Here is a 23352-nt window from a genome sequence, read left to right as displayed (position 1 = left end):
TGATTGGACTCATGCGGTTTCGCTTCGGCCTGACCCTGCTGGCATGGATTTTGGCGATCGGCCTGGTTGCGCCCGCCTGGGCGCAGGAGTTCGACAGCAAGGCGAAATTCGCCGTGCTGATGGACTACGAGACCGGCTCCATCCTCTACGCCAAGAACGCCGACGAGCACCTCGAGCCGGCCAGCATGGCCAAGCTGATGACGCTGGCGGTGGTGTTCACCTACCTGCAGCAGAAAAAGCTCAGCCTCAACGACGAGTTCTTCATCTCCGAGCATGCCTGGCGCGAGGGCGGCGCCTCGTCGGGCGGCTCGACCATGTTCGCGGTGCTCAACTCCAAGATCCGGGTCGAGGATTTGCTCAAGGGCGTCATCGTGCAATCGGGCAACGACGCGGCGATCGCGCTGGCCGAGGGCATCGGCGGCACCGAGCAGACCTTCGCCAAGATCGAGAACCAGCTCGCCAGGCAGATCGGGCTGACCAATTCGAACTTCGTCAACGCCACCGGGCTGCCCGACCCGGACCAGTATTCGACGGCGCACGACCTCGCGATCCTCAGCCGCTACATCATCAAGACCTTCCCGGAATACTATCCGATCTTCGCGATGCCGGAGTTCACCTGGAACAAGATCCGGCAGTCGAACCGCAATTCGCTGCTCGAGGTCGGCATCGGCGTCGACGGCCTCAAGACCGGCCACACCGAGGAATCGGGCTATGGCGAGGTGGTGTCGGCGCCCAATGACGGGCGGCGGCTGATCGCCGTGCTGCACGGGCTCAAGACCATGCGCGAACGCGCCGAGGAGGCGCGCAAGCTGATCACCTGGGGCATGCGCGGCTTCGAGCTGCTGCCGGTCTATGGCGAAGGCAAGGTGGTGGCCTACGCCAATGTGTTCGGCGGCGAGAAGTCGAGCGTCGGCATGATCGGCAAGGGCAAGATCGATCTGTTCGTGCCCAAGGGCTCGAGCAACTGCCCGGCGGCGACGGTGACCTATCGCGGCCCGCTGCGGCCGCCGGTGCAGCAGGGCCAGGAGATCGGCAAGCTGCATGTGTTCTGCGACGGCAAGGAGGTGCAGACCACGCCGCTCTATGCCGAGGAGACCGTGGACCAGGGCGACCTGTTCCGCCGCTCGACCGATGCGGCCAAGCAATTGCTGCTCGGCTGGCTGCCCTGATGCCCGGCGATATTTCGCATGACGCGCGCTTCATCACGTTCGAGGGTGGTGAAGGGGTCGGCAAGTCGACCCAGGTGAAGCGCCTCGTGGCCGCGCTCGGCGACCGCGCCATCGAGGCCAGGCGCACGCGCGAGCCGGGCGGCACGCCCAAGGCCGAGGCGGTCCGCGCCTTCATCCTGCAGGGCCGTTCGGAAGCCTGGGGACCGGGCGCCGAGGCGGTGCTGTTCGCGGCGGCGCGGCTCGACCACGTCAACCAGCTCATTGCTCCCAATCTCGAGGCCGGGCGCTGGGTGATCTCGGACCGCTTCTCGGATTCGACCCGCGCCTATCAGGGGCTGACCGGCGGCGTCGACGTCAAGCTCATCGACGCGCTGGAGGAACTGGCGCTCAACGGCCACAAGCCGGACCTGACCATCGTCCTCGACATGGACCCGGAGCTGGCGTTCCGCCGCGTGCTGGCGCGCGAGACCGAAGCCGTGCTGGCCGAAACCGGCGACCGCTTCGAGAAGGAAGATCTCGACTGGCACCGCCGGCTGCGCGACGCCTTCCTCGACATTGCCCGGCGCAATGCCGAACGTTGCGTGGTGATCCCGGCCAACCAGTCCGAGGATGCGCTGCATCAGGAAATCTGGGACCTGCTGCTGCGGCGCTTTCCCGAGCTGCGGGTCGAGCAGACGGCGTGAGCGGCGAGGACGATCTTCGCGAGCCCGACCAGCTCGCCGGCGTCCCGCTGCCGGAAAGCCGTTCCAGCGTGGTCGGCCACGCCGCGGCGCGCGCCAAGGTCATGGCGGCGCTGGCGGCGTCCCGGCTGCCGGGCGGCATGCTGCTGCACGGCCCGCGCGGTATCGGCAAGGCCACCTTCGCCTTCGACATTGCCCGCGAAGTGTTCGGCCGCACCGGCGACGAGAGCCCCGAGCACGTCGCGGCGCAGATGGCGGCCGGCGCCTATCCGAATTTGCGCGTGCTGCGCAAGGCGCCGCGCGACACCGGCAAGGGCTTCTACACCGCCATCCGGGTGGAGGAGGTGCGCGGCCTGATCGAGGAGGCGCGGATGACGCGCGGCCGCGCCGGCTTCCGCATCGTCATCGTGGACTCGATCGACGACTGCAACCCGTCCTCGGCCAACGCGCTGCTGAAGATTCTCGAGGAACCGCCGCCCGAGACGCTGTTCCTCTTGGTCTCGCACAAGCCGGGCGGCCTGCTGCCCACCATCCGCTCGCGCTGCCAGCAGGTGGCGCTGCGGCCGCTGCCCGATGCCGAGGTCCGCAGCGTGCTGGGGGAGGGGCCGGGGGTCGAGCATGCCGTGGAACTGGCCGCGGGCCGGCCGCGGCGCGGCTTCGAGGCGCTGGCGCTGGGCGAAAATGCCGGGCTCACGGCGCTGCAGGGCTGGCTGCGCGGGCCCGCGAACGGCGGCGCCGCGGTGTATCTGGGCATCGCCGACGCGCTGGCGGCCGACAAGGACGGGGCGGCGTTCGCCTTCGGCCGCGAGATGCTGGCCGACTGGATCGCCGCCGAAGCCCGCAATGCCGCCGGTTCCGGGCAAAATGCCCGGCTTGCCTCGGCCACGGCGCTATGGGACAAGGCCACCGCCGCCTTTGCCGATGCCGACGAGTACAACCTCGACGCGCGGCAGACGCTGGTCTCGATCTTCGACGAGATCAGGCGGCACGCCCAGACCCATCTCGCCGCAGCCCCAGTCCGATGACCCGCAACGCCTATTACATCACCACTGCCATCGCCTATCCGAACGGGGAGCCGCATATCGGGCACGCCTACGAGATGATCGCGACCGACGCGATCGCCCGCTGGCGCCGGCTCGAGGGGCGCGACGTGTTCTTTCTCACCGGCACCGACGAGCACGGGCTCAAGATGGTGCAGACGGCGCAGCGCGAGGGGCTGTCGACGCGGGCGCTCGCCGACCGCAATTCGGCGCGCTTCCGCGAGCTGGCGAAGACGCTGGACATCTCCAACACCGACTTCATCCGCACCACCGAAGAACGGCATTTCAGATCGAGCCAGGAGATCTGGCGGCGCATGGCGGCGGCCAACAATGGCGACATCTATCAGTCCACCTACAAGGGCTGGTACTCGGTGCGCGACGAGGCGTATTTCGACGCGGACGAGCTCACCGACGGGGAGGGCGGCAAGAAGTTCGCGCCGTCCGGCGCCGAAGTGAAATGGGTGGAGGAGGACAGCTATTTCTTCCGCCTGTCGGCCTACCAGGACCGGCTGCTGCAGCTCTACGAGGAGCAGCCCGATTTCATCGCTCCGGCGGAGCGGCGCAACGAGATCATCTCCTTTGTCAAGCGCGGCCTGCAGGACGTCTCCATTTCCAGAACGACGTTCGACTGGGGTATTCCGGTGCCGAACGCGCCGGGCCACGTGATGTATGTGTGGATCGACGCGCTCACCAACTACATCACCGGCGTTGGCTTTCCCGACGACAAGGGCGCGCAGTTCCAGAAATACTGGCCGGCCGACCTGCACGTGATCGGCAAGGACATCATCCGCTTTCACACCGTGTACTGGCCGGCCTTCCTGATGAGCGCCGGCATCCCGGTGCAGAAGCGCGTCTTCGCCCACGGCTTCTTGACGTCGGAAGGCAAGAAGATGTCGAAGTCGCTGGGCAACGTCGTCGATCCGTTCGCGCTGGTGGACGAGTTCGGCGTCGATCCGGTGCGCTACTACCTCTTGCGCGAAGTGTCGTGGGGGCAGGACGGCGACTGGGGCCGCGACAAGTTCGTCAACCGCAACAATGCCGACCTCGCCAACAATTTCGGCAATCTGGCGCAGCGCTCGCTGGCGATGATCGCCAAAAATTTCGGCGGCGAGCTGCCGCCGCGGCAGGAGGGCTCGGGCGAGGACGGCAAGATCGTCGCCGAAACCATCGCCGCCGTCTCGCGCATGGAAGAGGCGATGGTCACCGAGCAGTTGCACGAAGCGGCCACCGAGCTGATCGGCGCGCTGAGCGCGGCCAACCTCTATTTCGCCGAGCAGGCGCCGTGGGGCAGGAAGGACGACCTCGCGCGCATGGGCGCGATCCTCGCCACCACAGCCGACGTGGTGCGCCGCTGCGCCATCGCCGCGCAGCCCTTCGTGCCGCAATCGGCGGCCAAGGTGCTCGACCTGCTGGCGGTGCCGGCCGGCGAGCGGCTGCTGCAGCACGCGCTCGATCCCGACCTTTTCGTTGCGGCCGGCACCAGGCTGCCGCCGCCCGAGCCGGTGTTCAGGAAGTTCGAGCAGGTGAAGGCCGGCTGAAGTGCTGATCGACAGCCATTGTCATCTGGATTTCCCCGAGCTCGCCGCCGACCGCGCCGGCGTCCTGGCGCGCGCCAAGGCCAATGGCGTCGACGGCGTGGTCACCATCTCCACCCGGGTGAAGCAGTTCGCGCAGCTACGCGCGATAACCAGCGAGGATGTCACGGTGTGGTGTTCCGTCGGCACCCACCCGCATCACGCCCACGAGGAGCTCGATATCACCACCGACGACCTCGTCCGGCTGGCCGAAACCCCTTGCTGCGTGGCCATTGGCGAGGTCGGGCTCGACTATCACTACGAGGGCGATCCGGTCGCCCAGGCCACCGGTTTCCGCCGCCACATCGCCGCCTCCAGAATCACCAGGCTGCCGCTGGTGATCCACGCCCGCGACGCCGACGACGACGTCGCCGCAATCCTCGAGGAAGAGATGGAGAAAGGCGCTTTTCCCTTTGTTCTGCATTGCTTTTCCTCCGGCATGGATCTGGCGCGCCGCGGCCTCGCCCTGGGCGGCTACATCTCCTTTTCCGGCATCCTCACCTTCAAGAACGCCCCCATCATCCACGACGTCGCAAAGCTGGCGCCCGCCGACCGCATCCTGGTCGAGACCGATGCGCCCTACCTCGCCCCGGTGCCGCATCGCGGCCGCACCAACGAGCCCGGCTTCGTGCTGCATACCGCCGAAAAACTGGCGGAATTGCGCGGCGTGCCGCTCGACGAGATCGGACGGGTGACGACCGAAAATTTCTACCGCCTGTTCTCCAAGGCGAAGCCGGCGTAATGGCGCGGGCGCAGAGCATCGTCGCCACCATCATGGGGTGCGGCTCGTCGGGCGGCGTGCCGCGCATCGGCGGCGCCTGGGGGGCGTGCGACCCCACCGATCCGCGCAACCGGCGGCGGCGCTGCGCGCTGCTGCTCGAAGGCCGCACCGGCGACAGCCCGCCGACCCGCATCGTCATCGACACAGGCTGCGACCTGCGCGAGCAATTGCTGGACGCCGCGGTCGATCGGGTCGATGCCGTGCTCTACACGCACGAGCATGCCGACCACACGCACGGCATCGACGATCTGCGCGTGCTGGCGCTCAACAACCGCCGCCGCGTCGACGTCTATTTCAGCCACGAGGCCGGGCAGCGGATCGTGCAGTCGTTCAGCTACTGCTTCACCGCGCCGCCGGGCAGCGGCTACCCGCCCATCCTCAACCAGAACGTCATTACGGCCGGCGTCCCGCTGACGGTTTCGGGACCGGGTGGTGACATCGACGTGCTGCCGTTCCGGCAGGAGCACGGCGAGATCTTCTCGCTCGGCTTCCGGATCGGCGATTTCGCCTATTCCTGCGATTTGAGCGGCATCCCCGCGGAGTCGAGCGACGCCGTGTCCGGCCTCGACGTCTGGGTGCTGGACGCCCTGCGGCCGGCGCCGCATCCGAGCCATCTGAGCCTCGCCGAAGCGCTCGAGCATGTCGACCGCTTCCGGCCGCGACAGGCGGTGCTGACCAATTTGCACATCGATCTCGACTACCGCGAAACCGAGCGGATCACGCCCGCCAACGTGCAGCCGGCCTATGATGGATTGCGCATCGATGTCACCTCGGGGCGGGTTCTGTCGTCCAGCTGAGGTACGTGCACATTTTCGCGCTTGCACCACGCTGCGAGGAAACTGGCAGCAATTTGAAGTTTTGCGACAAAACTCAGGCGTTTCAAGATGTTATCGTCACGAACACGAAGATTTGTATCGATACAGATTTTTCCTCGCCACGCGTTGACAGGCCCCGCAAGGAGCGCCGATAACACCCCACGCTTTGCGCTCGGGTCGAGACGACCGAAATTGTGCAAAGCAGGGAGGATTACTCATGCGTTACTTATCGACAGTTGCCGCTATTGCTCTGATGGCGGGTACCGTATCGCTCAGCGCGGGCAGTGGGGCGTTCGCCGCCGGCCTGACCGCGGCAGACCTTGCCGCGGGTGGCGGCCAGGACGCGACGTTCGCCAAATTGTCCGTGCTCGCCGACGCAGTGAAGGCCGGCAAGGGCAAGATCGCCGTGCTGCTGCCCGACACCCAGTCCAGCGCCCGCTGGGCCGGCGTCGACGCGCCGGGCTTCGAAGCCGCCTTCAAGGCCGCCGGCCTGAGCAAGGACGACTACATCATCACCAACGCCCAGGGTTCGCCGCAGACGCAGCAGACCCAGGCCGAGCAGGCCATCACGCAGGGCGCCTCGGTCCTCGTCATCGCCAACCTCGACTCCGGCTCGGCCGCTGCCATCCAGGCAAACGCCAAGGCGCAGGGGATTGTGTCGATCGACTATGACCGCCTGACGCTCAATGGCGATGCCGCCTACTACGTGTCGTTCGACAACGTGGCGGTCGGCAAGCTGCAGGGCGAGGGCCTCGTCGCCGCGATCAAGGATTGGGGCGTCAAGGACCCCAAGATCTTCGAGCTCGGCGGCTCGCCGACCGACAACAACGCCACGCTGTTCGAGCAGGGCTACGACTCCGTGCTGCAGCCGCTCTACGACGCCAAGAAGGCGACCCTGGTGAGCCGCATCCGCGTGCCCAACTGGGACAACCAGCAGGGCGCCACCATGTTCGAGCAGGCGCTGCAGGCGCACCCCGAGATCAACGCGGTGCTCGCGGCCAATGACGGCCTCGGCCAGTCGGCGATCTCGATCCTGAAGAACAACAAGGTTCCGCCCAAGACCGTGCCGGTCACCGGGCAGGACGCAACGCTTCAGGGCATCCAGAACATCCTCGCCGGCTACCAGTACATGACCGTGTACAAGCCGATCTATGAGGAAGTCGCGGGCGCTGCGACCCTCGCCATCCTCGCCCGTGCCGGCCAGACGCCGGACCCGGCGCTGCTGAACGGCGAAGTCGACGCGCAGAACCACAAGACTCCGTCGCTGCTGCTGGTGCCGCAATCGGTGACGGCGTCCAACATCCAGGCCACCGTGATCGCTGACAAGTTCATCGATCCGGCGCAGCTCTGCTCGGGCGATTTCGCCAAGCCCTGCGCCGACGCCGGCATCAAGTAAGGTCCCGAAACCGCGACCGCGCCGCCCGGCTCGTCACAGGCCGGGCGGCTTGCTAGTCTGAGCCAGTTTCGGGGGGGGCCATGGCCGACATTCCTTTGCTTGAACTGCGAGGTGTCAAGAAGCACTTCGCTGCCGTGGAGGTGCTGCGCGGCGTCGACATGACCGTCTATCCGGGCAAGGTCACGGCGCTGGTCGGCGACAACGGCGCCGGCAAGACCACGCTGATCAAATGCCTTGCAGGCATCTATGGCCTCGATGGCGGCGCCATCTTCTGGGAAGGCAAAGAGGTCAACATTCCCAACCCGAAGGCCGCCTCGGCCCTGGGCATCGAATTCGTGTACCAGGACCTGGCGCTCGCCAACAATCTCGACATCGTCCAGAACATGTTCCTCGGCCGCGAGCGGATGAGCGGTCCGTTCCTCAACGAGGAATCGATGGAGGATTTGGCGCGCGAGACGCTGGCCGGGCTCAACGTCACCACCATCAAATCCATCCGCCAGCAGGTCTCGAGCCTGTCGGGCGGGCAGCGCCAGTCGGTCGCCGTCGCCAAGGCGGTGATGTGGAACTCCAAGCTGGTGGTGCTCGACGAGCCGACGGCCGCGCTTGGCGTGGCGCAGACCGCGCAGGTGCTGGCGCTGGTACGCCGCCTGGCCGACCGCGGGCTTGGCGTGATCATCATTTCGCATAATCTCGAGGACGTGCTGAAGGTGGCGGATTCGATCGCCGTGCTGCGCCTCGGCGTGCTGGTGGCGCAGCCCGATAAGACCGACGTGTCGAGCCGCGAGCTGGTCGAACTGATCACCGTCGGACGCTCGGGAACGCGCTTCCCCGGCATCGCCGCAACGCCCGCGGCCGACGCCGCGAACGCCGTCTGAGCCGGGAAGGGGGCCTCATGACCGACAGCAATCCCGCGCCGCAGGCCACTGGATCCGGCCCCGCGCCGATCCCGGCCATCGTGCCGGCAACCGGCAATTTCAGCGACTATTTCGCCAACTGGCTCGCCCGTGTGCGGGCCGGCGACACCGGCGCGCTGCCGGTGATCGCCGGGCTCATCATCATCGCGGTGATCTTCCAGAGCCTCAACGGCAACTTCCTGACGCCGGGCAACCTGGTCAATCTGATGGTGCAGGGCGCCGTCTACATGCTGTTCTCGCTCGGCATGATCTTCATCCTGCTGCTCGGCGAAATCGACCTGTCGATCGGCTTCATCGGCGGCGTGGCCGGCGTGGTGATGGCGCTGCTGACCTTCGGCAACGACGCCTATCCCTGGTATGTCGGCGTCGGCGCGGGGCTGCTTTGCGGCGCGGCGATCGGCTTCATCAACGGTATCATCATCACCGCCATCGGCCTGCCGTCGTTCATCGTGACGCTCGCGGGCCTGCTGGCCTGGAACGGCGTGATGCTGATCATCCTGGGCAATGGCGGCACCATTCCGATCAACGACCAGATGATCGTCAACCTGGCGAACGGGCTGCTCACGCCGACGGCGGGGTGGATCGTCGGCGCCATTCTCGTCGTCTTGATCTGTGGTGACATGATCCTGAGCTACCGCCGCCGCAAGCACGCGACCGAGCCGGTGAGCGTGCTGGTGCTGAAGGTCGCCGGCATCGTGGTCGCTGGGATCGTAGTGATCGCGCTCTGCAACATTGACCGCGGCCGCGGCGCCATCTCCATCCAGGGCGTGCCGTGGGTGCTGCTGATCGTCTTCGGCTTCGCCTGGCTGTGGACCACCATCCTCAAGCGCACCAAGTTCGGCGTCTATGTCTATGCCATCGGCGGCAATGCCGAAGCGGCGCGCCGCGCCGGCATCAGCGTCAACCGTATCCGCGTGACGGTGTTCACCATTGCCGGATTCATGGGCGGCGTCGCGGGCATCATCTACGCCTCGCGGCTGCGCTCAGTGTCCACCAACCTCGATGGCGGCACGCTGGTCTTGTACTGCATCGCCGCGGCGGTGATCGGCGGCACCAGCCTGTTCGGCGGCCGCGGCCGCGCCATCAGCGCCATCCTCGGCGGCCTGGTGATCGCCTCGATCGATAACGGCATGGGCCTGCTGGGCCTGTCGGCGGCGGCACGCTACGTCGTCACCGGCATCGTGCTCGTCATCGCCGTGACCATCGACGCGCTGGCCAGCCGCGGACGTGCATCGTCCGGCCTCGGCTGAGACACTGCGACGATCCGCCGGCAACGCACCGGCGGATCGCATGCCGCGCAGCCTGAGGGGCGAAACTGCTGCGCGGCTTTCGGCGACGCAGAGCGGGCCGGCCCGACGACTTCGCCTAAAGTCCAAAGGATTTCCGGCCATAGCGGCGTCGGCGCAAGTTCCATAATATATATTATGCGAATCGCTGATGTGGGAAGACGGGTTGGTCTTTGCGGCGGCGGCGCGCTAACCTTGCTGCCTCTTCTCAACCGAGTCCGGACTCCTTTTCATGACTGAAGCCGAAATGATCGCGGCGCTCGCCGACGGGCAGCGTCGCGGCACGCACACTGTCGATCCCGCTCCCTATGCCGCGCTGGGTCGCGACGCCGCCAACCGCATCCAGCTCGGTGTGCTCGACGCCGTCGGCGCCAAGGTGGGCATGCTGAAGACCGCCGTGCAGGCCGATGGCGCCGGGGTCGCGTCGCCGATCTATGGGGCCAATGTCGGCCGCAGCGGCATGCGCCTGCCCCTTGCCAACGTGCTCGGCCTGGAGGTCGAGGTCGGCCTGGTGCTCGGCAAGGATGTCGGGCCGGAAACCGACGTCGCCGCCGCGGTGGACCACTACTTCACCGGCATCGAGGTCGTGGGCTCGCGCTTCAGCAATCGCACTGCCGCCGGCGTCAATGGCGGCCTCGCCGACAACATGTCGGCGCTGGGCTATGTGATCGGCGGCGAGCCGCGGCGCCTGAAGGATGCGATCGACGGGCTGACGGTCACGCTGGAGTTCGCCGACAAGCAGATCTACGCGGCGCCCGCCAAGCACGGTTTCGGCACCGTGCTGGCCTCGGTCGTCGCCTATGCCAAGGCGCAACTGCCGCAGCTGCCGCTCAAGGCCGGCACCATCATCACCACCGGGTCGCTGTGCGGGCTGGTGCTGACCGATGGTCCGGGGCATGCGGTCGCCCGGCTGGGCGACGACGTGGTGGAGTGCGACCTTGTCTGAGCTGCCGCCGATGCAGCCGTCGCGCGACATCGGACGGCTGCTCGAGATCATGGCGGCGCTGCGCAACCCCAAGGGCGGCTGCCCGTGGGACCTCGAGCAGGATTTCGACAGCATCCGGCACTACACGATCGAGGAAGCCTACGAGGTTGCCGACGCGATCGAACGCAAGGATTTCAAGGATCTGCGCGAGGAACTTGGCGACCTGCTGCTGCAGCCGGTGTTCCATGCACAGATGGCGGCGGAAGCCAGTTTGTTCGATTTCGGCGACGTGGTGCAGGCGATCACCGAAAAGCTGATCCGCCGCCATCCGCACGTCTTCGGCGAGCAGGCGGCACGCGATGCCGGCGGCGCCAAGGCGCGCTGGGACGACGTCAAAGAGGACGAGCGGGCGAAGAAGGCGGCGGCCAAGGGCGCCGACGCCGGACCGGCTTCGGTGCTCGACGACGTGGCGCACACCCTGCCCGCGCTGTCGCGCGCCGAGAAGCTGACCAAGCGCGCCGCCAAGGTCGGTTTCGACTGGCCGAGCTGGACCGAGACCATCGGCAAGGTGCGCGAGGAGCTCGACGAGGTCGAGGAAACCGTGACCTTGTCGCAGGAAAAAGCACGCATCGCCGAGGAGATCGGCGACCTGCTGTTCGCGACGGTGAACCTGGCGCGGCAGCTCGATGTCGATCCGGAGGCGGCGCTGCGCGACGCCAACGCCAAATTCACCCGGCGCTTCCACTATGTCGAGGCGCGCGCCCGCGACGACGGCGTGCCGCTGGCGGAAGCCGGCCTCGACCGGCTTGACGGCTACTGGAACGAAATCCGCGCGGCGGACAAGGCGCAGGGCTAGGCTGCCTCGATGCGGCCGGCGAAGCGCTGCGCGAAGCTGGCGCGATGGCGCGGGTCGATCCGCACTTCGTAGGTCTGCCCCTCGTCGTCCGGCGCGTCGCGGCCGATGATCTCGGCATGGCCATAGAGCCAGTTCACGTCGGCGCCGTTGGCATGCGGAACGCGCACGCGGAAGGTGCGGCTGCTGCCGGCGAGGACCGTTTCGATCGCCTGCAGCAGCGCGTCGATCCCCTCGCCCGTGGCGGCCGACACCGGCACCGTCGCCGCAACCGAGCCGGCAGGCATCACGTGCTGCAGCACCTCGCGCCGGGCGTCGGGATCGGGCCCCAGCAGGTCGAGCTTGTTCCACACCTCGATGATGGGCGTCTCTTCGCTGGAGACGCCCAGCTCGCCGAGGACCTTCAGTACGTCCTGCGCCTGCGCCGCGGTGTCGGGATTGGCGACGTCGCGCACATGCAGGATCAAGTCGGCCTCGATCACCTCTTCCAGCGTGGCACGGAAGGCCGCGACCAGCGTCGTCGGCAGGTCGGCGACGAAGCCGACCGTGTCGGACAGCATCACCTCGCGGCCGTGCGGCAGGGGGATCTTGCGCACCGTGGTGTCGAGGGTCGCGAACAGCAGATCCTTGGCCAGCACCCCTGCCCCCGACAACCGGTTGAACAGGCTGGACTTGCCGGCATTGGTGTAGCCGACCAGGGCGACGATGGGGAATTGCAGGGCGTCGCGATTGCCCTTCTGCTGCCCGCGGGTGCGCTTGACCTTGTCGAGGCGATCCTCGAGCAGCTTGACGCGATCCTCGAGCAGGCGCCGGTCGCTCTCGATCTGGCTTTCGCCGGGGCCGCCGAGGAAGCCGAAGCCGCCGCGCTGGCGTTCGAGGTGGGTCCAGGAGCGGACGAGGCGGCTGCGCTGGTAGTTGAGATGGGCGAGCTCGACCTGCAGCACACCTTCCCGGGTGCGGGCGCGGTCGCCGAAAATTTCGAGGATGAGCGCGGTGCGGTCCAGGACCTTGGCGCCGGTCTCGGTCTCGAGATTGCGCTGCTGCACCGGGGCCAGCGCGGTGTCGACCAGGAGCAGCTCGATCTCGTCGGCCGCGACGCGGGCCTTCAACTGCTCGACGATGCCGGCGCCGAGGAAGGTCGCCGGGCGCACTTCGCGGACGCGCACCACCTCCACGAACACCACCTCGACATCGATGGCGCGCGCCAGGCCCTCGAACTCCTGGCGCCGCATTTCGATCGAATGGCCGCTCGTCGTGCCGCGAACTTCGGGCACCACCAGCCCCACGCGCGTCGGTGCGACGCGGTGGTCAACAGGTTTGGGGCCACCGGGGCGGCCCTCTTCGGTTTCGTCCGACATGCGCTCTATCTAGTCTTCGACGTGCTCGGGATCAAAGAGCTGGATCGGCGCTCCGGGCATGATCGTCGAGATCGCATGCTTGTAGACCAGTTGAGACTGCGCATCGCGGCGCAGCAGCAGGCAGAAATTGTCGAACCAGGTAATCACGCCCTGCAACTTCACGCCGTTGACCAGAAATATGGTCACCGGGACTTTCTGCTTGCGAACATGATTTAGAAACGCGTCTTGTAGGTTTTGTGCCTTTTCGCCGGGCATTTGTGGCCTCTTGTCATTTTGGCGGTCTCGCCGCCGCCAACACATCCAAGGCCGGAAGGCACATCTGCCCGCCGGTCTCGATGGACTGGTCCGCCCCCCACGCGCGCAATATGGCATATCGGCGCCGGGCTGCCTACCCGAGCCCTCTACAGGCCGAGCGATTTGATCTTTCTGTGGAGAGCGCTGCGCTCCATGCCGACGAATTCGGCGGTCTTGCTGATGTTTCCGCCGAACCGCTCGATCTGCGCGAGGAGGTATTGCCGTTCGAAAACCTCGCGCGCCTCGCGCAGCGGCAGGCTCATCAGATGCGCCGACTCGTCGGTGTCGCCGACCGTGGGCAGCACTTCGCCGATGTCCGAGGGCAGCATCTGCGCGTTGATCACGCCGTTCTCCGGCGGCGCATCCTTGATCAGGATGAGCAGGCGCTCGATGGAGTTGCGGAGCTGGCGGGCATTGCCCGGCCAGTCCTGCGCCTGCAGGACCGCGACCGCGTCCTCGCCGATGGCGAGGCTCTTGAGATTGTGCATGCGGGCGATCTGGTCGATGAACAGCTCGACCAGCGCCGGCACGTCCTCGCGCCGCTCCTTGAGCGGGCTCAGTTGCAGCGGCACGATCGACAGGCGGTGGAACAGGTCGGAGCGGAAGCTGCCGTCCTCGATCAGGTGCGCGACGTTCTGCGAGCTGGCGGAAATGATGCGCACGTCGATGGGCACCGCCACGGTGCCGCCGACGCGGTTGAACTTGTTCTCGACCAGCGTGCGCAGCAGCGACGCCTGCGCCGCCGCCGGCAGCGCCGCAACCTCGCTGAGATAGAGCGTGCCGCCATGCGCCCGCTCCAGCGCGCCGACCTCGGTGCGCAGCGTGCCGGCCTTCTCGCGCGTTTCCCGGCCGAACAGCACGATCTGCACTTCGTCGGGCGAATACAGCGAGCAGTTGATCTCGACGAACGGCGCCTCGGCGCGCGGGCTGCGCTGGTGGATCAGCCGCGCCGCGAGGCCCTTGCCGGACCCGGAGGGGCCGGCAATGAAGATGCGCGAATTGGTGGGCGCCGACTTCTCGATCACCCCCCTCGCCTGCTGCAGCGCCGGCGACGAGCCGACGAGGTCGATCGACTGCGTGCTGGCGCGGCCGCGCAGCTCTTCGACCTCGGATTTGAGCCGCGTCGCCTCCATGGCGCGCTGCGTGATCAGCAGCAGGCGGTCGATCTTGAACGGCTTTTCAATGTAGTCGTAGGCGCCGCGGCGGATGGCCGAGACCGCCGTCTCGATATTGCCGTGGCCCGAGATCATCACCACCGGCATTTCCGGGTGCTGCGTCTGGAACACGTCGAGCAGTTGCAGCCCGTCGAGGCGCGAGCCCTGCATCCAGATGTCGAGGAACACCAGGCTCGGCCGCCGCCGCGCGATTTCGTTGAGGCCGGAATCGGCGTCGTGCGCCTGCCGGGTCTCGTAGCCCTCGTCTTCGAGGATGCCGGCGATCAGGTCGCGGATGTCGTCTTCGTCGTCGATGATCAGGATGTCACGTGCCATCTCAGGTCTTTTCGACCGCCATCACGGGCGGCTCCTCTTGGCCTTCGGGCTGGGGCGCTGCGTCGCCCTCCGCGGTTTGGGCGGGTGGTTCGGAAACCGCGCCGGCGTCCGATGTAGGAAGCGGCAGGGTAAAGGTGAAGCAGGCACCGACGCGGCCGTTGGCGTCGGGCTCGGAATCGATCAGGTCGACGCTGCCGCCGTGCTGTTCGATGATGCGGGCGACAATGGCAAGGCCGAGGCCGGTGCCCTTCTCGCGCGTGGTGACGTAGGGCTCGAGCAGGCGCTGCCGATTTTCCTTCGGCCAGCCCTTGCCGTTGTCGGACACCGCGACGCGCGCCTTGTCGCCCTCGGTGCGGATCTGCACGGTGATCACCGGGTCCTTGATGGCCTCGAGCCCGGCGCCCTCGATCGCCTCGACGGCGTTCTTGATGAGGTTGGTCAGCACCTGCGAGATCAGGCGCTGGTCGAACACCGCCTCGAGCGGCGCCTCGGGCAAATCCATGTTGATGGTGACGTCGGGCAGCCGGACGCTTTCGAGGAACACCGCCGAGCGCACCGTCTCCGACAGGTCGCCGCGGACCGGCTTGGCCTCGGGCATGCGGGCGAAGGACGAGAACTCGTCGACCATGCGGCCGATGTCGCCGACCTGGCGCAGGATGGTGTTGATGGATTTGTCGAACACCTCGAAATCGTCCTCGAGCTTTTTCGCATAGCGCCGCCGCAGGCGCTCGGCGGAAAGCTGGATGGGCGTCAGCGGGTTCTTGATCTCGTGCGCGATACGGCGGGCGACGTCGGCCCAGGCGCCGGTGCGCTGCGCCGACAGCAGGTCGGTGATGTCGTCGAGGGTGACGACGAAGCCCTTGCTCTCGGCCATCGAGCCTTCGCGCGTGAGCTGCACCTGGTAGGTCCGGTAGTCGGGGCCGGAGCCGATTTCGATCTGGTCGCGGATCTGGCCACGGCGCGACGACTTGGCGCGTTCGACCACCGGGCCGAGCGCCGGCACGACCTCGCCAACCTGCTGGCCGATCACCGAGATTTCGTCGCGGCCGAGCATTTCGACGGCGCGCGCATTGAACAGCGTGATGGCGCCGAAGGCGTCGAGCCCGACGATGCCGGCCGACACGCCCTCCACCACCGCCTCGGTAAACTGCCGTCGCTTCTCGTTGGTCTCGTTGGCATGGACGAGCGCCACGCGCTGCGTCTTGAGCTGCTGCGTCATGGTGTTGAAACGGTCGGACAGGTCGCGCAGATCGCCCCTGCCCGGCTGCACCGGCACCTGCACGTCGAGGTCGCCCTCCGAGACGCGGCTCGAGGCGATCATCAGATTGCGGATCGGGTCGACGAAACGGTTGGCGAGCGCGATGCCGATCCACAGCGCCGCCAGCATCAGCACCAGGGCGAGGCCCAGATACATGATGGTGAAGGTGATCTGGAACACCAGGCGGTTGGAGGCGTACTGGCGATACTCGGTGACGTTGTCGTCGGTGAGCCGCATGAACTCCAGCACTTCCGGGTTCACCGGCCGGGCGACGAACAGATAGGTGTTGGTGTAGCTGCGCAGCTTGATCACGGCGCCGATGAGCTGGGTGTCGCCCGGCGAGATCAGCGTCGGCACGCCTTCGACCACATGCGGGATCAGCCCGTCCGGAAGCTTCGGCGCGACGCCCTGCGCGTTGATCTGGGCGCTCATCAGCGTATCGCCGTCGCCGGAAATGAGCTCGGCGAACGGCAGCGAGCGGGTCACGGCCAGCGCGGTGAGGATGCGCTGATACTGTACGCGGTCGGTCTCGAAGGTGTTGCGCGCCTGCTCGAGCTCGCCCGCCACCCAGATCACGTCGTCGCGCAGCACCTGCGCGTGCTCGAGCATGTAGGAGCGCGCAACCTGGCGCGAGCTTTCCACCATGGTCTTGGTGCGCTCGGAGAACCACTGGTCGAGGCCCTGGTTGAGCGAGATGGTGGCCACCACGGCGACGATGATGGCGGGCACCGCGGCGGCGACGGCGAACATCGTCACCATGCGCAATTGCAGGCCGGAGCCCGCCTGCCCGAGGACGCGCGACTGCACCAGCAGCATCGCCTCGGTGACGACCAGCGCGATGACCAGCAGCACCAACAGGCCGTTCGCCACCCAGATGAGGGTCCAGACCTCGGGGGTCGGCTCGATGCTGGTCGCCCCGGTCATGATCAGGAACGAGCCGGAGGCGGTGAGCACCGACAGCACGACGACGATCAGGCCGACGGCGCGCAGGGCCTGCCGGCCGCGCTCGGTGAACAGGGATCGCGATTTCGACGAGGGCTCCTCGGCCGCGCCCGGGATGCCGCTCGTGGCCAGTGCTGTGTCGCTCATGTCACAGACCGTTTCCCGGAAAGCCGCCAAGTCGGCGTAAACTGACCCAATCGCGCCGACCCTTCAAGACAAATGTTGCTGAAATGTGACACTCGAAGTTGCCGCCCGCCGCTTCGCACAAGCGAAAGTGAGCGGCCGGCTGGAACGAAAATGAGTGCCTCGGGTTCGACAAGCACGCGGGCGTCGCGCGGCTTATCAGGTCTTCTCAAATGCACCTAATGAATATTCGGAACTCGGGTGACACTGCCATCTGGCTCGTCGCCCTGCTGGCGTTGCTTGCCTTCCTCGATTCCATCTTCAACTATTTCTGGACCGGCAACGGCATCCACGGCAGCGAAGGCGCGCTGCTGGTGGTGGTGTCCACCTTCCTGATGGGCGCCGCGGCGGTGCTGATCGGCACGCGCCGGGTCCGCGGCTGGGTGCGAACGCTGTTCGAAATCCTGCTGTTCCTCGATTTCGTCGGCACCGCGGCAGCCGCCTACCTGCTCGAAGCCTGGATCCTCCTTGCGCTGGTGGTGCTGGCCTTCGTTGCGTGGATCGCCCACCTCGTCCGTCCTTCCCGTCGCCTGACGCCCAACCTCGGCTAGCCCCATGCTCACCCACAAAATGCTTCCCGCCGTCCTCGCGACGGCCCTCTTCTGCTCATCCGCCGTCGCGGCGCAACCGGGGTCGGTCGCCGCCGACGGCAGCCAGGCCTGGTACACCTTCACCGGGCAGCTGAACGCGCAGAAATACGCCACCGCCGACCAGATCACGCCGGACAATGTCGGCAAGCTGCAGACGGCCTGGCAGATGCATACCGGCGACGTATCGGACGGCAAGGACCCCAACGGTCCCAAGGCCTCGGACTGGGGCGCGACGCCGCTGTTCGTCAACGACACGCTGTACGTGTCGACCGTGTTCGACCGCATCTTCGCGCTCGAGCCGGACACCGGCAAGACCAAGTGGATGTTCGACACCCACGTGCCGCTGGTCGATCCGACCCAGGGCGAACTCAAGAATCGCGGCCTCAGCTACTGGCAGGCCGAAACGCCGGTGGCCGGCCAGCCGTGCCAGAAGATCATCTACCTCGGCACCATGAACGGCAAGGTGTTCGCCGTCGATGCCGACAGCGGCCAGGCCTGCACCGGCTTCGGCCAGAACGGGGTTCTCGACATCAACCAGTGGAACACGGTCAACGCCAAATGGCCGCTGTCCATCCTGCAGCCCCCGACCGTCTACAAGAACCAGCTGTTCATCGGCTGGTCCGGACAGGACTGGACGCAGGCGGTGCAGCCGCCCGGCTCGGTGTTCGCAGTCGACGCGCAGACCGGCAAGCTCAACTGGAAGTTCGACGCCATTCCGCCCGACCTCGATCCCAAGACCGGCACCTCCAACGTCTGGTCGTCCATGTCGGTGGACGAGGCCAACAATCTGGTGTTCATGCCGGTGAGCTCGCCCAGTCCCGACTATTACGGCGGCGACCGCACCGCGCCGATGCCGCTGTCGACCTCGGTGACGGCGCTCAACGCCGATACCGGCGCGGTGGTGTGGAGCTACCAGATCGTGCATCACGACATCTGGGACTACGACACCAATTCGGCGCCCGTGCTGTTCGACCTGCAAAAGGACGGCAAGACCGTTCCGGCCCTGATCCAGTCGAGCAAGCAGGGCTTCCTCTATGTGCTCAACCGCCTCACCGGCCAGCCGATCTTTCCGATCGACGAAAAGCCGGTACCGGCGTCGGACGTGCCGGGCGAGCAGGCGGCGGCGACACAGCCCTGGCCGACGACTCCGGAAGCCACCACACCGGACCAGTTCCCCGGTATCTCCACGCTCGCCGACGTGCTCAGCGCCGGCTATTGCAGCCGCACCATGGCCGGTTTGCGCTATGAAGGGCGCTACACCCCGCCGAGCCTGCAGGGCACCCTCGCCTACCCGGCGACGGCAGGCGGCGTGGAATGGGGAGGCGGCGCGCTCGATCCGACCACCAATACCTATGTGGTCAATTCCTCGAGCGTGGCGCAGATCTACCGGCTGCTGAAGCGCGAGGACTACGACAAGGTCAACGCCGGCCTCAGCATCGGGCAGAAGAACGCCAACGGCTATTTCGCCCAGCTCGGCGCGCCCTACGGCTTCGAGCTGCAGACCTTCCTCAATCCCATGGGCATGCCGTGCTGGAACGGCCCCTACGGCACGCTGTCGTCCTACGACCTCAATACCGGCAAGCTGAACTGGCGCGAGCCGTTCGGCGAGGTGCAGAAATGGGGCTTCTATATGCCCGAAAGCTGGGGCTCGGTGACCATCGGCAGCCCGGTGATCACCAAGAGCGGGGTGATCTTCATCGGCGCCTCGATGGACAGCCGCGTCAGGGCCATCGACCTCAAAAGCGGCAAGGTGCTGTGGAGCTCGACGGTCGAGGCGCCGGCGGTGGCCGAGCCGGCCGTGTACACCTACAAGGGCAAGGAATATGTTGTGTTCGCCGTGGGCGGCAACTCGATCCTCGAGCCCAAGGTGGCCGACCAGCTCATCGCCTACGCGCTGCCGGAGTAAGCCATGTCGCGAGCCTTTGTGCGGGAAGACGGCGGCGGGGCGCCCATCGTGCGCTCTTCCCGCGACGGCGCCGAGAGCACCGCCGAAGTGTATCGCAGCATCGAGCCGGACTTTGCCTTCGAGGTGCGCGAGGGCCGTGGCGGCTTCATGATCGCGCGGCTGCGCCGGGACGGCAGCTTCGACTCCTGGGTCGAGGAATAGGCCGCAGGCTCTCTCAGCCGTTGCGGCGGCTGTGCTTGACGATCTCGATCGAGTGTGCGCGGATTTTCTTGCGCAGCGTGTTGCGGTTGAGCCCGAGCAGCTCGGCCGCCTTGATCTGGTTGCCGCCGCAGGCATTGAGCACCATGGCGATCAACGGCGCTTCGACCTTGTCGAGGACGCGCTGGTACAGGCCGGCGGGGGGCAGCTTCGGCTCGTGGTCGCGCAGCAGTTGCGCGATGTGGGTCTCGACGGCCGCCGAGACGTCGATCGGGCCGGCCGTGGCCGAGACCGCCTGCCGGTCGGAGATGTTGAGCTCGGCCTCGACGATCTCGCGCGAAATGCTCTCGTCGGCATAAAGCGCCGCAAGCCGGCGGACCAGGTTTTCGAGCTCGCGCACATTGCCCGGCCAGGCGTAGCTCTGCATCAGCTTGATGGCGTCAGGGGCGAGGGTCTTCAGCGGCTCGCCGTCGCGCTGCGCCGCCCGCAGGAAATGGGCGACGAGGTCGCCGATGTCGTCGCTGCGTTCGCGCAGCGGCGGCAGGCGGATGGGGACGACGTTGAGCCGGTAGTAAAGGTCCTCGCGGAACAGGCCCTGGCGGATCATCTGGCTCAGGTCGCGGTGCGTGGCGGCGACGATGCGGACGTTGGACTTGATGGGCGTGCGGCCGCCGACCATGGTGTATTCACCCTCCTGCAGCACGCGCAGCAGGCGGGTCTGGGCATCCATCGGCATGTCGCCGATCTCGTCGAGGAACAGCGTGCCGCCCTCGGCCTGCTCGAAGCGGCCGGACTGGCGGGCGGTGGCGCCGGTGAAGGCCCCCTTCTCGTGCCCGAACAGCTCCGCCTCGATCAGGTCGCGCGGGATGGCGGCCATGTTGATGGCGACGAACGGCCCGTTCCGGCGCTTGCCGAAATCGTGCAGGGCGCGGGCGACGAGCTCCTTGCCGGTGCCGCTCTCGCCGGTGATCATCACCGTGAGGTCGGTCTGCATCAGCCGCGCCAGGGCCCGGTAGATGTCCTGCATGGCGGCGGAGCGGCCGACCAGCGGCATGGTCTCGGCCGGCTCCTCGTCCTTGCGCGCCGCCGGTCCCGGCTTCCTGGCGTCGGCGAGGGCGCGGGCGACGACCGACAGCACCTCGGTGATGTCGAACGGCTTCGGCAGATATTCGTAGGCGCCCAGCTCGTTGGCGCGGATCGCCGTCATGAAGGTGTTTTGGGCGCTCATCACCACGACGGGCAAATCGGGCCTGAGCTTCTTGATTTTGGGCATGACGTCGAAGGCATTGCCGTCGGGCATCGCCACGTCGGTGATCAGGAGGTCCCCTTCTCCGCGGCTCACCCAGTTCCACATGGTCGAGAGATTGCCGGTGGGCCGCACGTCGTAGCCGGCGCGGGTCAGCGCCTGGTTCAGCACCATGCGGATGGCGGCGTCGTCGTCGGCGAGCAGGATGGTCTGGCTCATTGGGCGGCCACCTCGGCGGTCTCTTCGGGCATCTTCAAACCTCTTGCGACCGGCAGCAGCACGCGGAAGCGCGTCCGACCCGGGCGGCTGTCGCTGTCGATGACGCCGCCATGATCGCCGACGATCTTGGCGACCAATGCAAGTCCCAGGCCAGATCCGTTGGCCTTGGTGGTGACGAACGGATCGAACAGGATCGGCAGCAGGTCGGGCTGGATGCCCGGCCCGTTGTCCTCGATGACGATTTCGAGCGGCAGCGAGATGCGCTGCGTCACCCCCTGCACCGCGATGCGGATGCCCGGGCGGAACGCGGTGGAAATGCGGATTTCGGCCTTGGGCGTACGCTCCAGCGCCTCTGCTGCATTTTTCACCAGGTTCAGGAACACCTGGATGAGCTGGTCGCGGTTGCCGAACACCGGCGGCAGCGACGGGTCGTAATCCTCGGAGAACGTGATGTTGCGGGCGACGCCCGATTTGGCGAGCAGCTTCACCCGGTCGAGCACGACGTGAATGTTGATGGCCTCGCGCTCGATCGGACGATCGTCGCCGAACACCTCGACGCGGTCGATGAGATCGACGATGCGATCGACCTCGTCGCGGACCAGCCGGGCGAGCGGCAGTTCGTCGGGCGTCACCGACTGCTCGAGCAGTTGCGCCGCCCCGCGGATCCCCGACAGCGGGTTCTTGATCTCGTGCGCCAGCATCGAGGCAAGGCCGGTGACCGAGCGCGCGGCGCCGCGGCTCACCAATTGCCGGTCGATCTTGTCGGCCATGGTGCGCTCCTGGAACAGCAGCGCGACGCGGGCGTCGATCTCGGAGATGGGGCTCGCGAACACGTCGACGATACGGTCGTCGGCGGCATCGCCGAAGCGGGCCGAGCCGACGCTGACGCGATATTCCGTCATCGGCGCGCGCCGCTCCGCCACCGCCTGCGCCAGGGTAACGATGGGCGAGCCGAAGGCGATGAGGTCGTCGAGCCGCTGCCGGCCGAGCACGCTCAGCGAGGCGCCGAAGAACGATTCCGCCGCATAGTTGACGAACACAACCTTGCGGGCTTCGTCGACCACGATCACCGGCTGCGTCAGCGCCTGCAGCACCGAAAGCGGCAGGGTCGGCGGCATAAACCCGCTCATGCCGCTTGCCGCAGCTCGTTGGAAAAGATCGCGCGAACGAGGCCGATGACCTCGGCCGGCGCGGTGCATTCCAGCAGGCGCTTGCGCGTGTCCTTCGGCAACGCCACGGCGGCCGCTTCGAGATACCAGTCGAGATGCTTGCGGGCGGCGCGGACGCCGATTTCGGTCCCGTATTCGCTGAGCACGCCCTCATAGTGCTCGACCACGATCGCCGTGAGCTCGTCGCCTTCCGGGGCGGCCGGCGCCGGCGTCCCGGCGAGCCCGGCGGCGATCTGGCCGACCAGCCAGGGCTGTCCCTGCGCCCCGCGTCCGAGCATCACCGCGGCGGCGCCGGACTGGGCGAGCGCTTCGCGGGCAGCGTCGAGAGAGACGATGTCGCCGTTGACGACCACCGGCACATCGACGGCCTCGACCACCTCGCGCACCGGCCGCCAGCGCGCCTGGCCCTTGTAGAATTGCTGGCGCGTCCGGCCGTGGACGGTGATCATCCGCGCGCCGGCGTTGACGGCGCGGCGGGCGATGTCGGGAGCGTTGAGGCTGTCGTCGTCCCAGCCGAGCCGCATCTTCACGGTGACGGGTCGGGGGGTCGCGCCGACCACCGCCTCCACCAGGCGCTCGGCAAGGTCGGGCACGCGCATCAGCGCCGAGCCGGCATAGCCGTTGATCACCCGCTTGGCCGGGCAGCCGAAATTGATGTCGATGATATCGGCGCCCGCGTCCTCGGCGATCCGGGCCGCGGCGGCCATCCAGCCGGCGTCGCAGCCGGCGAGCTGCACCATGTGCGGCAGCCCGGGCGACGGCATCAGCTTGCGGCGCATGTCGTCGTTGCCGACGCTGAGCGCGCCGCTGGCGATCATTTCCGAGACGACGAGGCCGGCGCCATAGCGGGCGGCGAGCTGTCGCATCGGTCGGTCGGTGATGCCGGCCATGGGGGCGAGAAACGCCCGATTGCGGATCGCCTGATCGCCGATGCTCAAGCCGCAGGCAGGATCACGCAATGAATGCCCCACTTTTGCGCAGTTGGAAGGATTGCGCGAAGAATAACCAAAACGCCGCATTGCGCAACAGGTCAATACGCGCGGCCGGGTCGGCTTGCCCAGGGCGA

At 67.1% G+C, this 23352-nt stretch carries 21 protein-coding genes; 14 read left to right on the top strand and 7 right to left on the bottom strand.

Annotated elements, in window-relative coordinates; genetic code table 11:
- Window positions 1-11: 11 nt before the first annotated feature.
- The 11 genes from BGO82_RS09190 (at window position 12) to mazG (ending at window position 11436) form a co-directional block, all read left to right on the top strand.
- The gene (locus tag BGO82_RS09190; protein ID WP_291305255.1) at window positions 12-1169 is read left to right on the top strand and encodes a D-alanyl-D-alanine carboxypeptidase family protein; all 1158 of its coding nucleotides are present in this window, start codon (window positions 12-14) and stop codon (window positions 1167-1169) included.
- Window positions 1169-1852 (top strand): dTMP kinase, encoded by a 684-nt coding sequence (gene tmk, locus BGO82_RS09185; RefSeq protein WP_291305254.1) that lies wholly within the window; start codon window positions 1169-1171, stop codon window positions 1850-1852. The genes BGO82_RS09190 and tmk overlap by 1 nt, the downstream gene beginning before the upstream one ends.
- A complete protein-coding gene (locus BGO82_RS09180) occupies window positions 1849-2874 on the top strand; it encodes an AAA family ATPase (protein ID WP_291305253.1) in 1026 nt (341 codons plus the stop codon). Before tmk ends, BGO82_RS09180 begins: the two co-directional genes overlap by 4 nt.
- Window positions 2871-4427 (top strand): methionine--tRNA ligase, encoded by a 1557-nt coding sequence (gene metG / locus BGO82_RS09175; RefSeq protein WP_291305252.1) that lies wholly within the window; start codon window positions 2871-2873, stop codon window positions 4425-4427. The genes BGO82_RS09180 and metG overlap by 4 nt, the downstream gene beginning before the upstream one ends.
- Before the next feature lies 1 nt (window position 4428).
- Window positions 4429-5205 (top strand): TatD family hydrolase, encoded by a 777-nt coding sequence (locus BGO82_RS09170; RefSeq protein WP_291305251.1) that lies wholly within the window; start codon window positions 4429-4431, stop codon window positions 5203-5205.
- Window positions 5205-6041, top strand: a complete 837-nt coding sequence (locus BGO82_RS09165) for an MBL fold metallo-hydrolase (RefSeq protein ID WP_291305250.1) — start codon at window positions 5205-5207, stop codon at window positions 6039-6041. The genes BGO82_RS09170 and BGO82_RS09165 overlap by 1 nt, the downstream gene beginning before the upstream one ends.
- A gap of 235 nt (window positions 6042-6276) precedes the next feature.
- Entirely contained in the window at window positions 6277-7455 is a 1179-nt protein-coding gene (locus BGO82_RS09160; protein ID WP_291305249.1) for a substrate-binding domain-containing protein, read from the top strand.
- 80 nt (window positions 7456-7535) lie between these two features.
- Window positions 7536-8330, top strand: coding sequence for an ATP-binding cassette domain-containing protein (locus BGO82_RS09155; protein ID WP_291305248.1), 795 nt, complete (start codon window positions 7536-7538; stop codon window positions 8328-8330).
- Between the two features lie 17 nt (window positions 8331-8347).
- Window positions 8348-9619 carry a sugar ABC transporter permease gene (locus tag BGO82_RS09150; protein WP_291305247.1) on the top strand — a complete coding sequence of 424 codons (1272 nt, stop codon included), beginning with the start codon at window positions 8348-8350 and terminating at the stop codon, window positions 9617-9619.
- 268 nt (window positions 9620-9887) lie between these two features.
- The gene (locus BGO82_RS09145) at window positions 9888-10601 is read left to right on the top strand and encodes a fumarylacetoacetate hydrolase family protein (protein ID WP_291305246.1); all 714 of its coding nucleotides are present in this window, start codon (window positions 9888-9890) and stop codon (window positions 10599-10601) included.
- 10 nt (window positions 10602-10611) lie between these two features.
- Entirely contained in the window at window positions 10612-11436 is an 825-nt protein-coding gene (gene mazG, locus BGO82_RS09140) for a nucleoside triphosphate pyrophosphohydrolase (RefSeq protein WP_291305702.1), read from the top strand.
- Here mazG and hflX read toward each other — a convergent pair.
- The 4 genes from hflX to BGO82_RS09120 form a co-directional block, all read right to left on the bottom strand.
- Window positions 11433-12791: a GTPase HflX gene (gene hflX / locus BGO82_RS09135; protein ID WP_291305245.1), complete on the bottom strand. Its 1359-nt coding sequence runs from the start codon at window positions 12789-12791 to the stop codon at window positions 11433-11435. The genes mazG and hflX overlap by 4 nt on opposite strands.
- A 9-nt stretch (window positions 12792-12800) precedes the next feature.
- Window positions 12801-13046, bottom strand: a complete 246-nt coding sequence (gene hfq / locus BGO82_RS09130; protein ID WP_291305244.1) for an RNA chaperone Hfq — start codon at window positions 13044-13046, stop codon at window positions 12801-12803.
- Between the two features lie 146 nt (window positions 13047-13192).
- Window positions 13193-14575 carry a sigma-54 dependent transcriptional regulator gene (locus BGO82_RS09125; RefSeq protein ID WP_291305243.1) on the bottom strand — a complete coding sequence of 461 codons (1383 nt, stop codon included), beginning with the start codon at window positions 14573-14575 and terminating at the stop codon, window positions 13193-13195.
- Between the two features lies 1 nt (window position 14576).
- A complete protein-coding gene (locus BGO82_RS09120) occupies window positions 14577-16922 on the bottom strand; it encodes a PAS domain-containing sensor histidine kinase (protein WP_291305242.1) in 2346 nt (781 codons plus the stop codon).
- Between the two features lie 218 nt (window positions 16923-17140).
- Between BGO82_RS09120 and BGO82_RS09115 the strand changes: the two genes are divergently transcribed.
- The 3 genes from BGO82_RS09115 to BGO82_RS09105 are packed head-to-tail and all read left to right on the top strand — an operon-like array spanning window position 17141 to window position 19655.
- Window positions 17141-17509 carry a hypothetical protein gene (locus tag BGO82_RS09115; protein ID WP_291305241.1) on the top strand — a complete coding sequence of 123 codons (369 nt, stop codon included), beginning with the start codon at window positions 17141-17143 and terminating at the stop codon, window positions 17507-17509.
- Window positions 17510-17513: 4 nt separating this feature from the next.
- Complete coding sequence (locus tag BGO82_RS09110) at window positions 17514-19454, top strand: pyrroloquinoline quinone-dependent dehydrogenase (RefSeq protein WP_291305240.1); 1941 nt, start codon at window positions 17514-17516, stop codon at window positions 19452-19454.
- Window positions 19455-19457: 3 nt separating this feature from the next.
- Entirely contained in the window at window positions 19458-19655 is a 198-nt protein-coding gene (locus BGO82_RS09105) for a hypothetical protein (RefSeq protein ID WP_291305239.1), read from the top strand.
- Between the two features lie 13 nt (window positions 19656-19668).
- Here the strand turns inward: BGO82_RS09105 and ntrC are convergent, their stop codons facing one another.
- Genes ntrC through dusB form a run of 3 tightly spaced genes read right to left on the bottom strand, consistent with a single transcriptional unit; the run spans window position 19669 to window position 23305 of the window.
- Window positions 19669-21117: a nitrogen regulation protein NR(I) gene (gene ntrC / locus BGO82_RS09100; RefSeq protein WP_291305238.1), complete on the bottom strand. Its 1449-nt coding sequence runs from the start codon at window positions 21115-21117 to the stop codon at window positions 19669-19671.
- Window positions 21114-22235, bottom strand: a complete 1122-nt coding sequence (locus BGO82_RS09095; protein ID WP_291305237.1) for an ATP-binding protein — start codon at window positions 22233-22235, stop codon at window positions 21114-21116. The genes ntrC and BGO82_RS09095 overlap by 4 nt, the downstream gene beginning before the upstream one ends.
- An 8-nt stretch (window positions 22236-22243) precedes the next feature.
- A complete protein-coding gene (gene dusB / locus BGO82_RS09090; RefSeq protein ID WP_366246932.1) occupies window positions 22244-23305 on the bottom strand; it encodes a tRNA dihydrouridine synthase DusB in 1062 nt (353 codons plus the stop codon).
- Window positions 23306-23352: the final 47 nt, after the last annotated feature.

The organism is Devosia sp. 67-54 (genome assembly GCF_001899075.1).
Classification (GTDB): Bacteria; Pseudomonadota; Alphaproteobacteria; order Rhizobiales; family Devosiaceae; genus Devosia_A.
The sequence above is the reverse complement of the archived record's forward strand: the minus strand, read 5'-3'. Positions and strand labels throughout refer to the sequence as shown.

Excerpts from the sequence above, each read along its gene's own strand:
- BGO82_RS09190 (WP_291305255.1), top strand. The coding sequence starts at position 12 with ATGCGGTTTCGCTTCGGCCTGACCCTGCTGGCATGGATTTTGGCGATC.
- tmk (WP_291305254.1), top strand. The coding sequence starts at position 1,169 with ATGCCCGGCGATATTTCGCATGACGCGCGCTTCATCACGTTCGAGGGT.
- metG (WP_291305252.1), top strand. The coding sequence starts at position 2,871 with ATGACCCGCAACGCCTATTACATCACCACTGCCATCGCCTATCCGAAC.
- BGO82_RS09165 (WP_291305250.1), top strand. The coding sequence starts at position 5,205 with ATGGCGCGGGCGCAGAGCATCGTCGCCACCATCATGGGGTGCGGCTCG.
- BGO82_RS09160 (WP_291305249.1), top strand. The coding sequence starts at position 6,277 with ATGCGTTACTTATCGACAGTTGCCGCTATTGCTCTGATGGCGGGTACC.
- BGO82_RS09155 (WP_291305248.1), top strand. The coding sequence starts at position 7,536 with ATGGCCGACATTCCTTTGCTTGAACTGCGAGGTGTCAAGAAGCACTTC.
- BGO82_RS09150 (WP_291305247.1), top strand. The coding sequence starts at position 8,348 with ATGACCGACAGCAATCCCGCGCCGCAGGCCACTGGATCCGGCCCCGCG.
- BGO82_RS09145 (WP_291305246.1), top strand. The coding sequence starts at position 9,888 with ATGACTGAAGCCGAAATGATCGCGGCGCTCGCCGACGGGCAGCGTCGC.
- mazG (WP_291305702.1), top strand. The coding sequence starts at position 10,612 with ATGCAGCCGTCGCGCGACATCGGACGGCTGCTCGAGATCATGGCGGCG.
- hflX (WP_291305245.1), bottom strand. The coding sequence starts at position 12,791 with ATGTCGGACGAAACCGAAGAGGGCCGCCCCGGTGGCCCCAAACCTGTT.
- hfq (WP_291305244.1), bottom strand. The coding sequence starts at position 13,046 with ATGCCCGGCGAAAAGGCACAAAACCTACAAGACGCGTTTCTAAATCAT.
- BGO82_RS09125 (WP_291305243.1), bottom strand. The coding sequence starts at position 14,575 with ATGGCACGTGACATCCTGATCATCGACGACGAAGACGACATCCGCGAC.
- BGO82_RS09120 (WP_291305242.1), bottom strand. The coding sequence starts at position 16,922 with ATGAGCGACACAGCACTGGCCACGAGCGGCATCCCGGGCGCGGCCGAG.
- BGO82_RS09115 (WP_291305241.1), top strand. The coding sequence starts at position 17,141 with ATGAATATTCGGAACTCGGGTGACACTGCCATCTGGCTCGTCGCCCTG.
- BGO82_RS09110 (WP_291305240.1), top strand. The coding sequence starts at position 17,514 with ATGCTCACCCACAAAATGCTTCCCGCCGTCCTCGCGACGGCCCTCTTC.
- BGO82_RS09105 (WP_291305239.1), top strand. The coding sequence starts at position 19,458 with ATGTCGCGAGCCTTTGTGCGGGAAGACGGCGGCGGGGCGCCCATCGTG.
- ntrC (WP_291305238.1), bottom strand. The coding sequence starts at position 21,117 with ATGAGCCAGACCATCCTGCTCGCCGACGACGACGCCGCCATCCGCATG.
- BGO82_RS09095 (WP_291305237.1), bottom strand. The coding sequence starts at position 22,235 with ATGCCGCCGACCCTGCCGCTTTCGGTGCTGCAGGCGCTGACGCAGCCG.
- dusB (WP_366246932.1), bottom strand. The coding sequence starts at position 23,305 with ATGCGGCGTTTTGGTTATTCTTCGCGCAATCCTTCCAACTGCGCAAAA.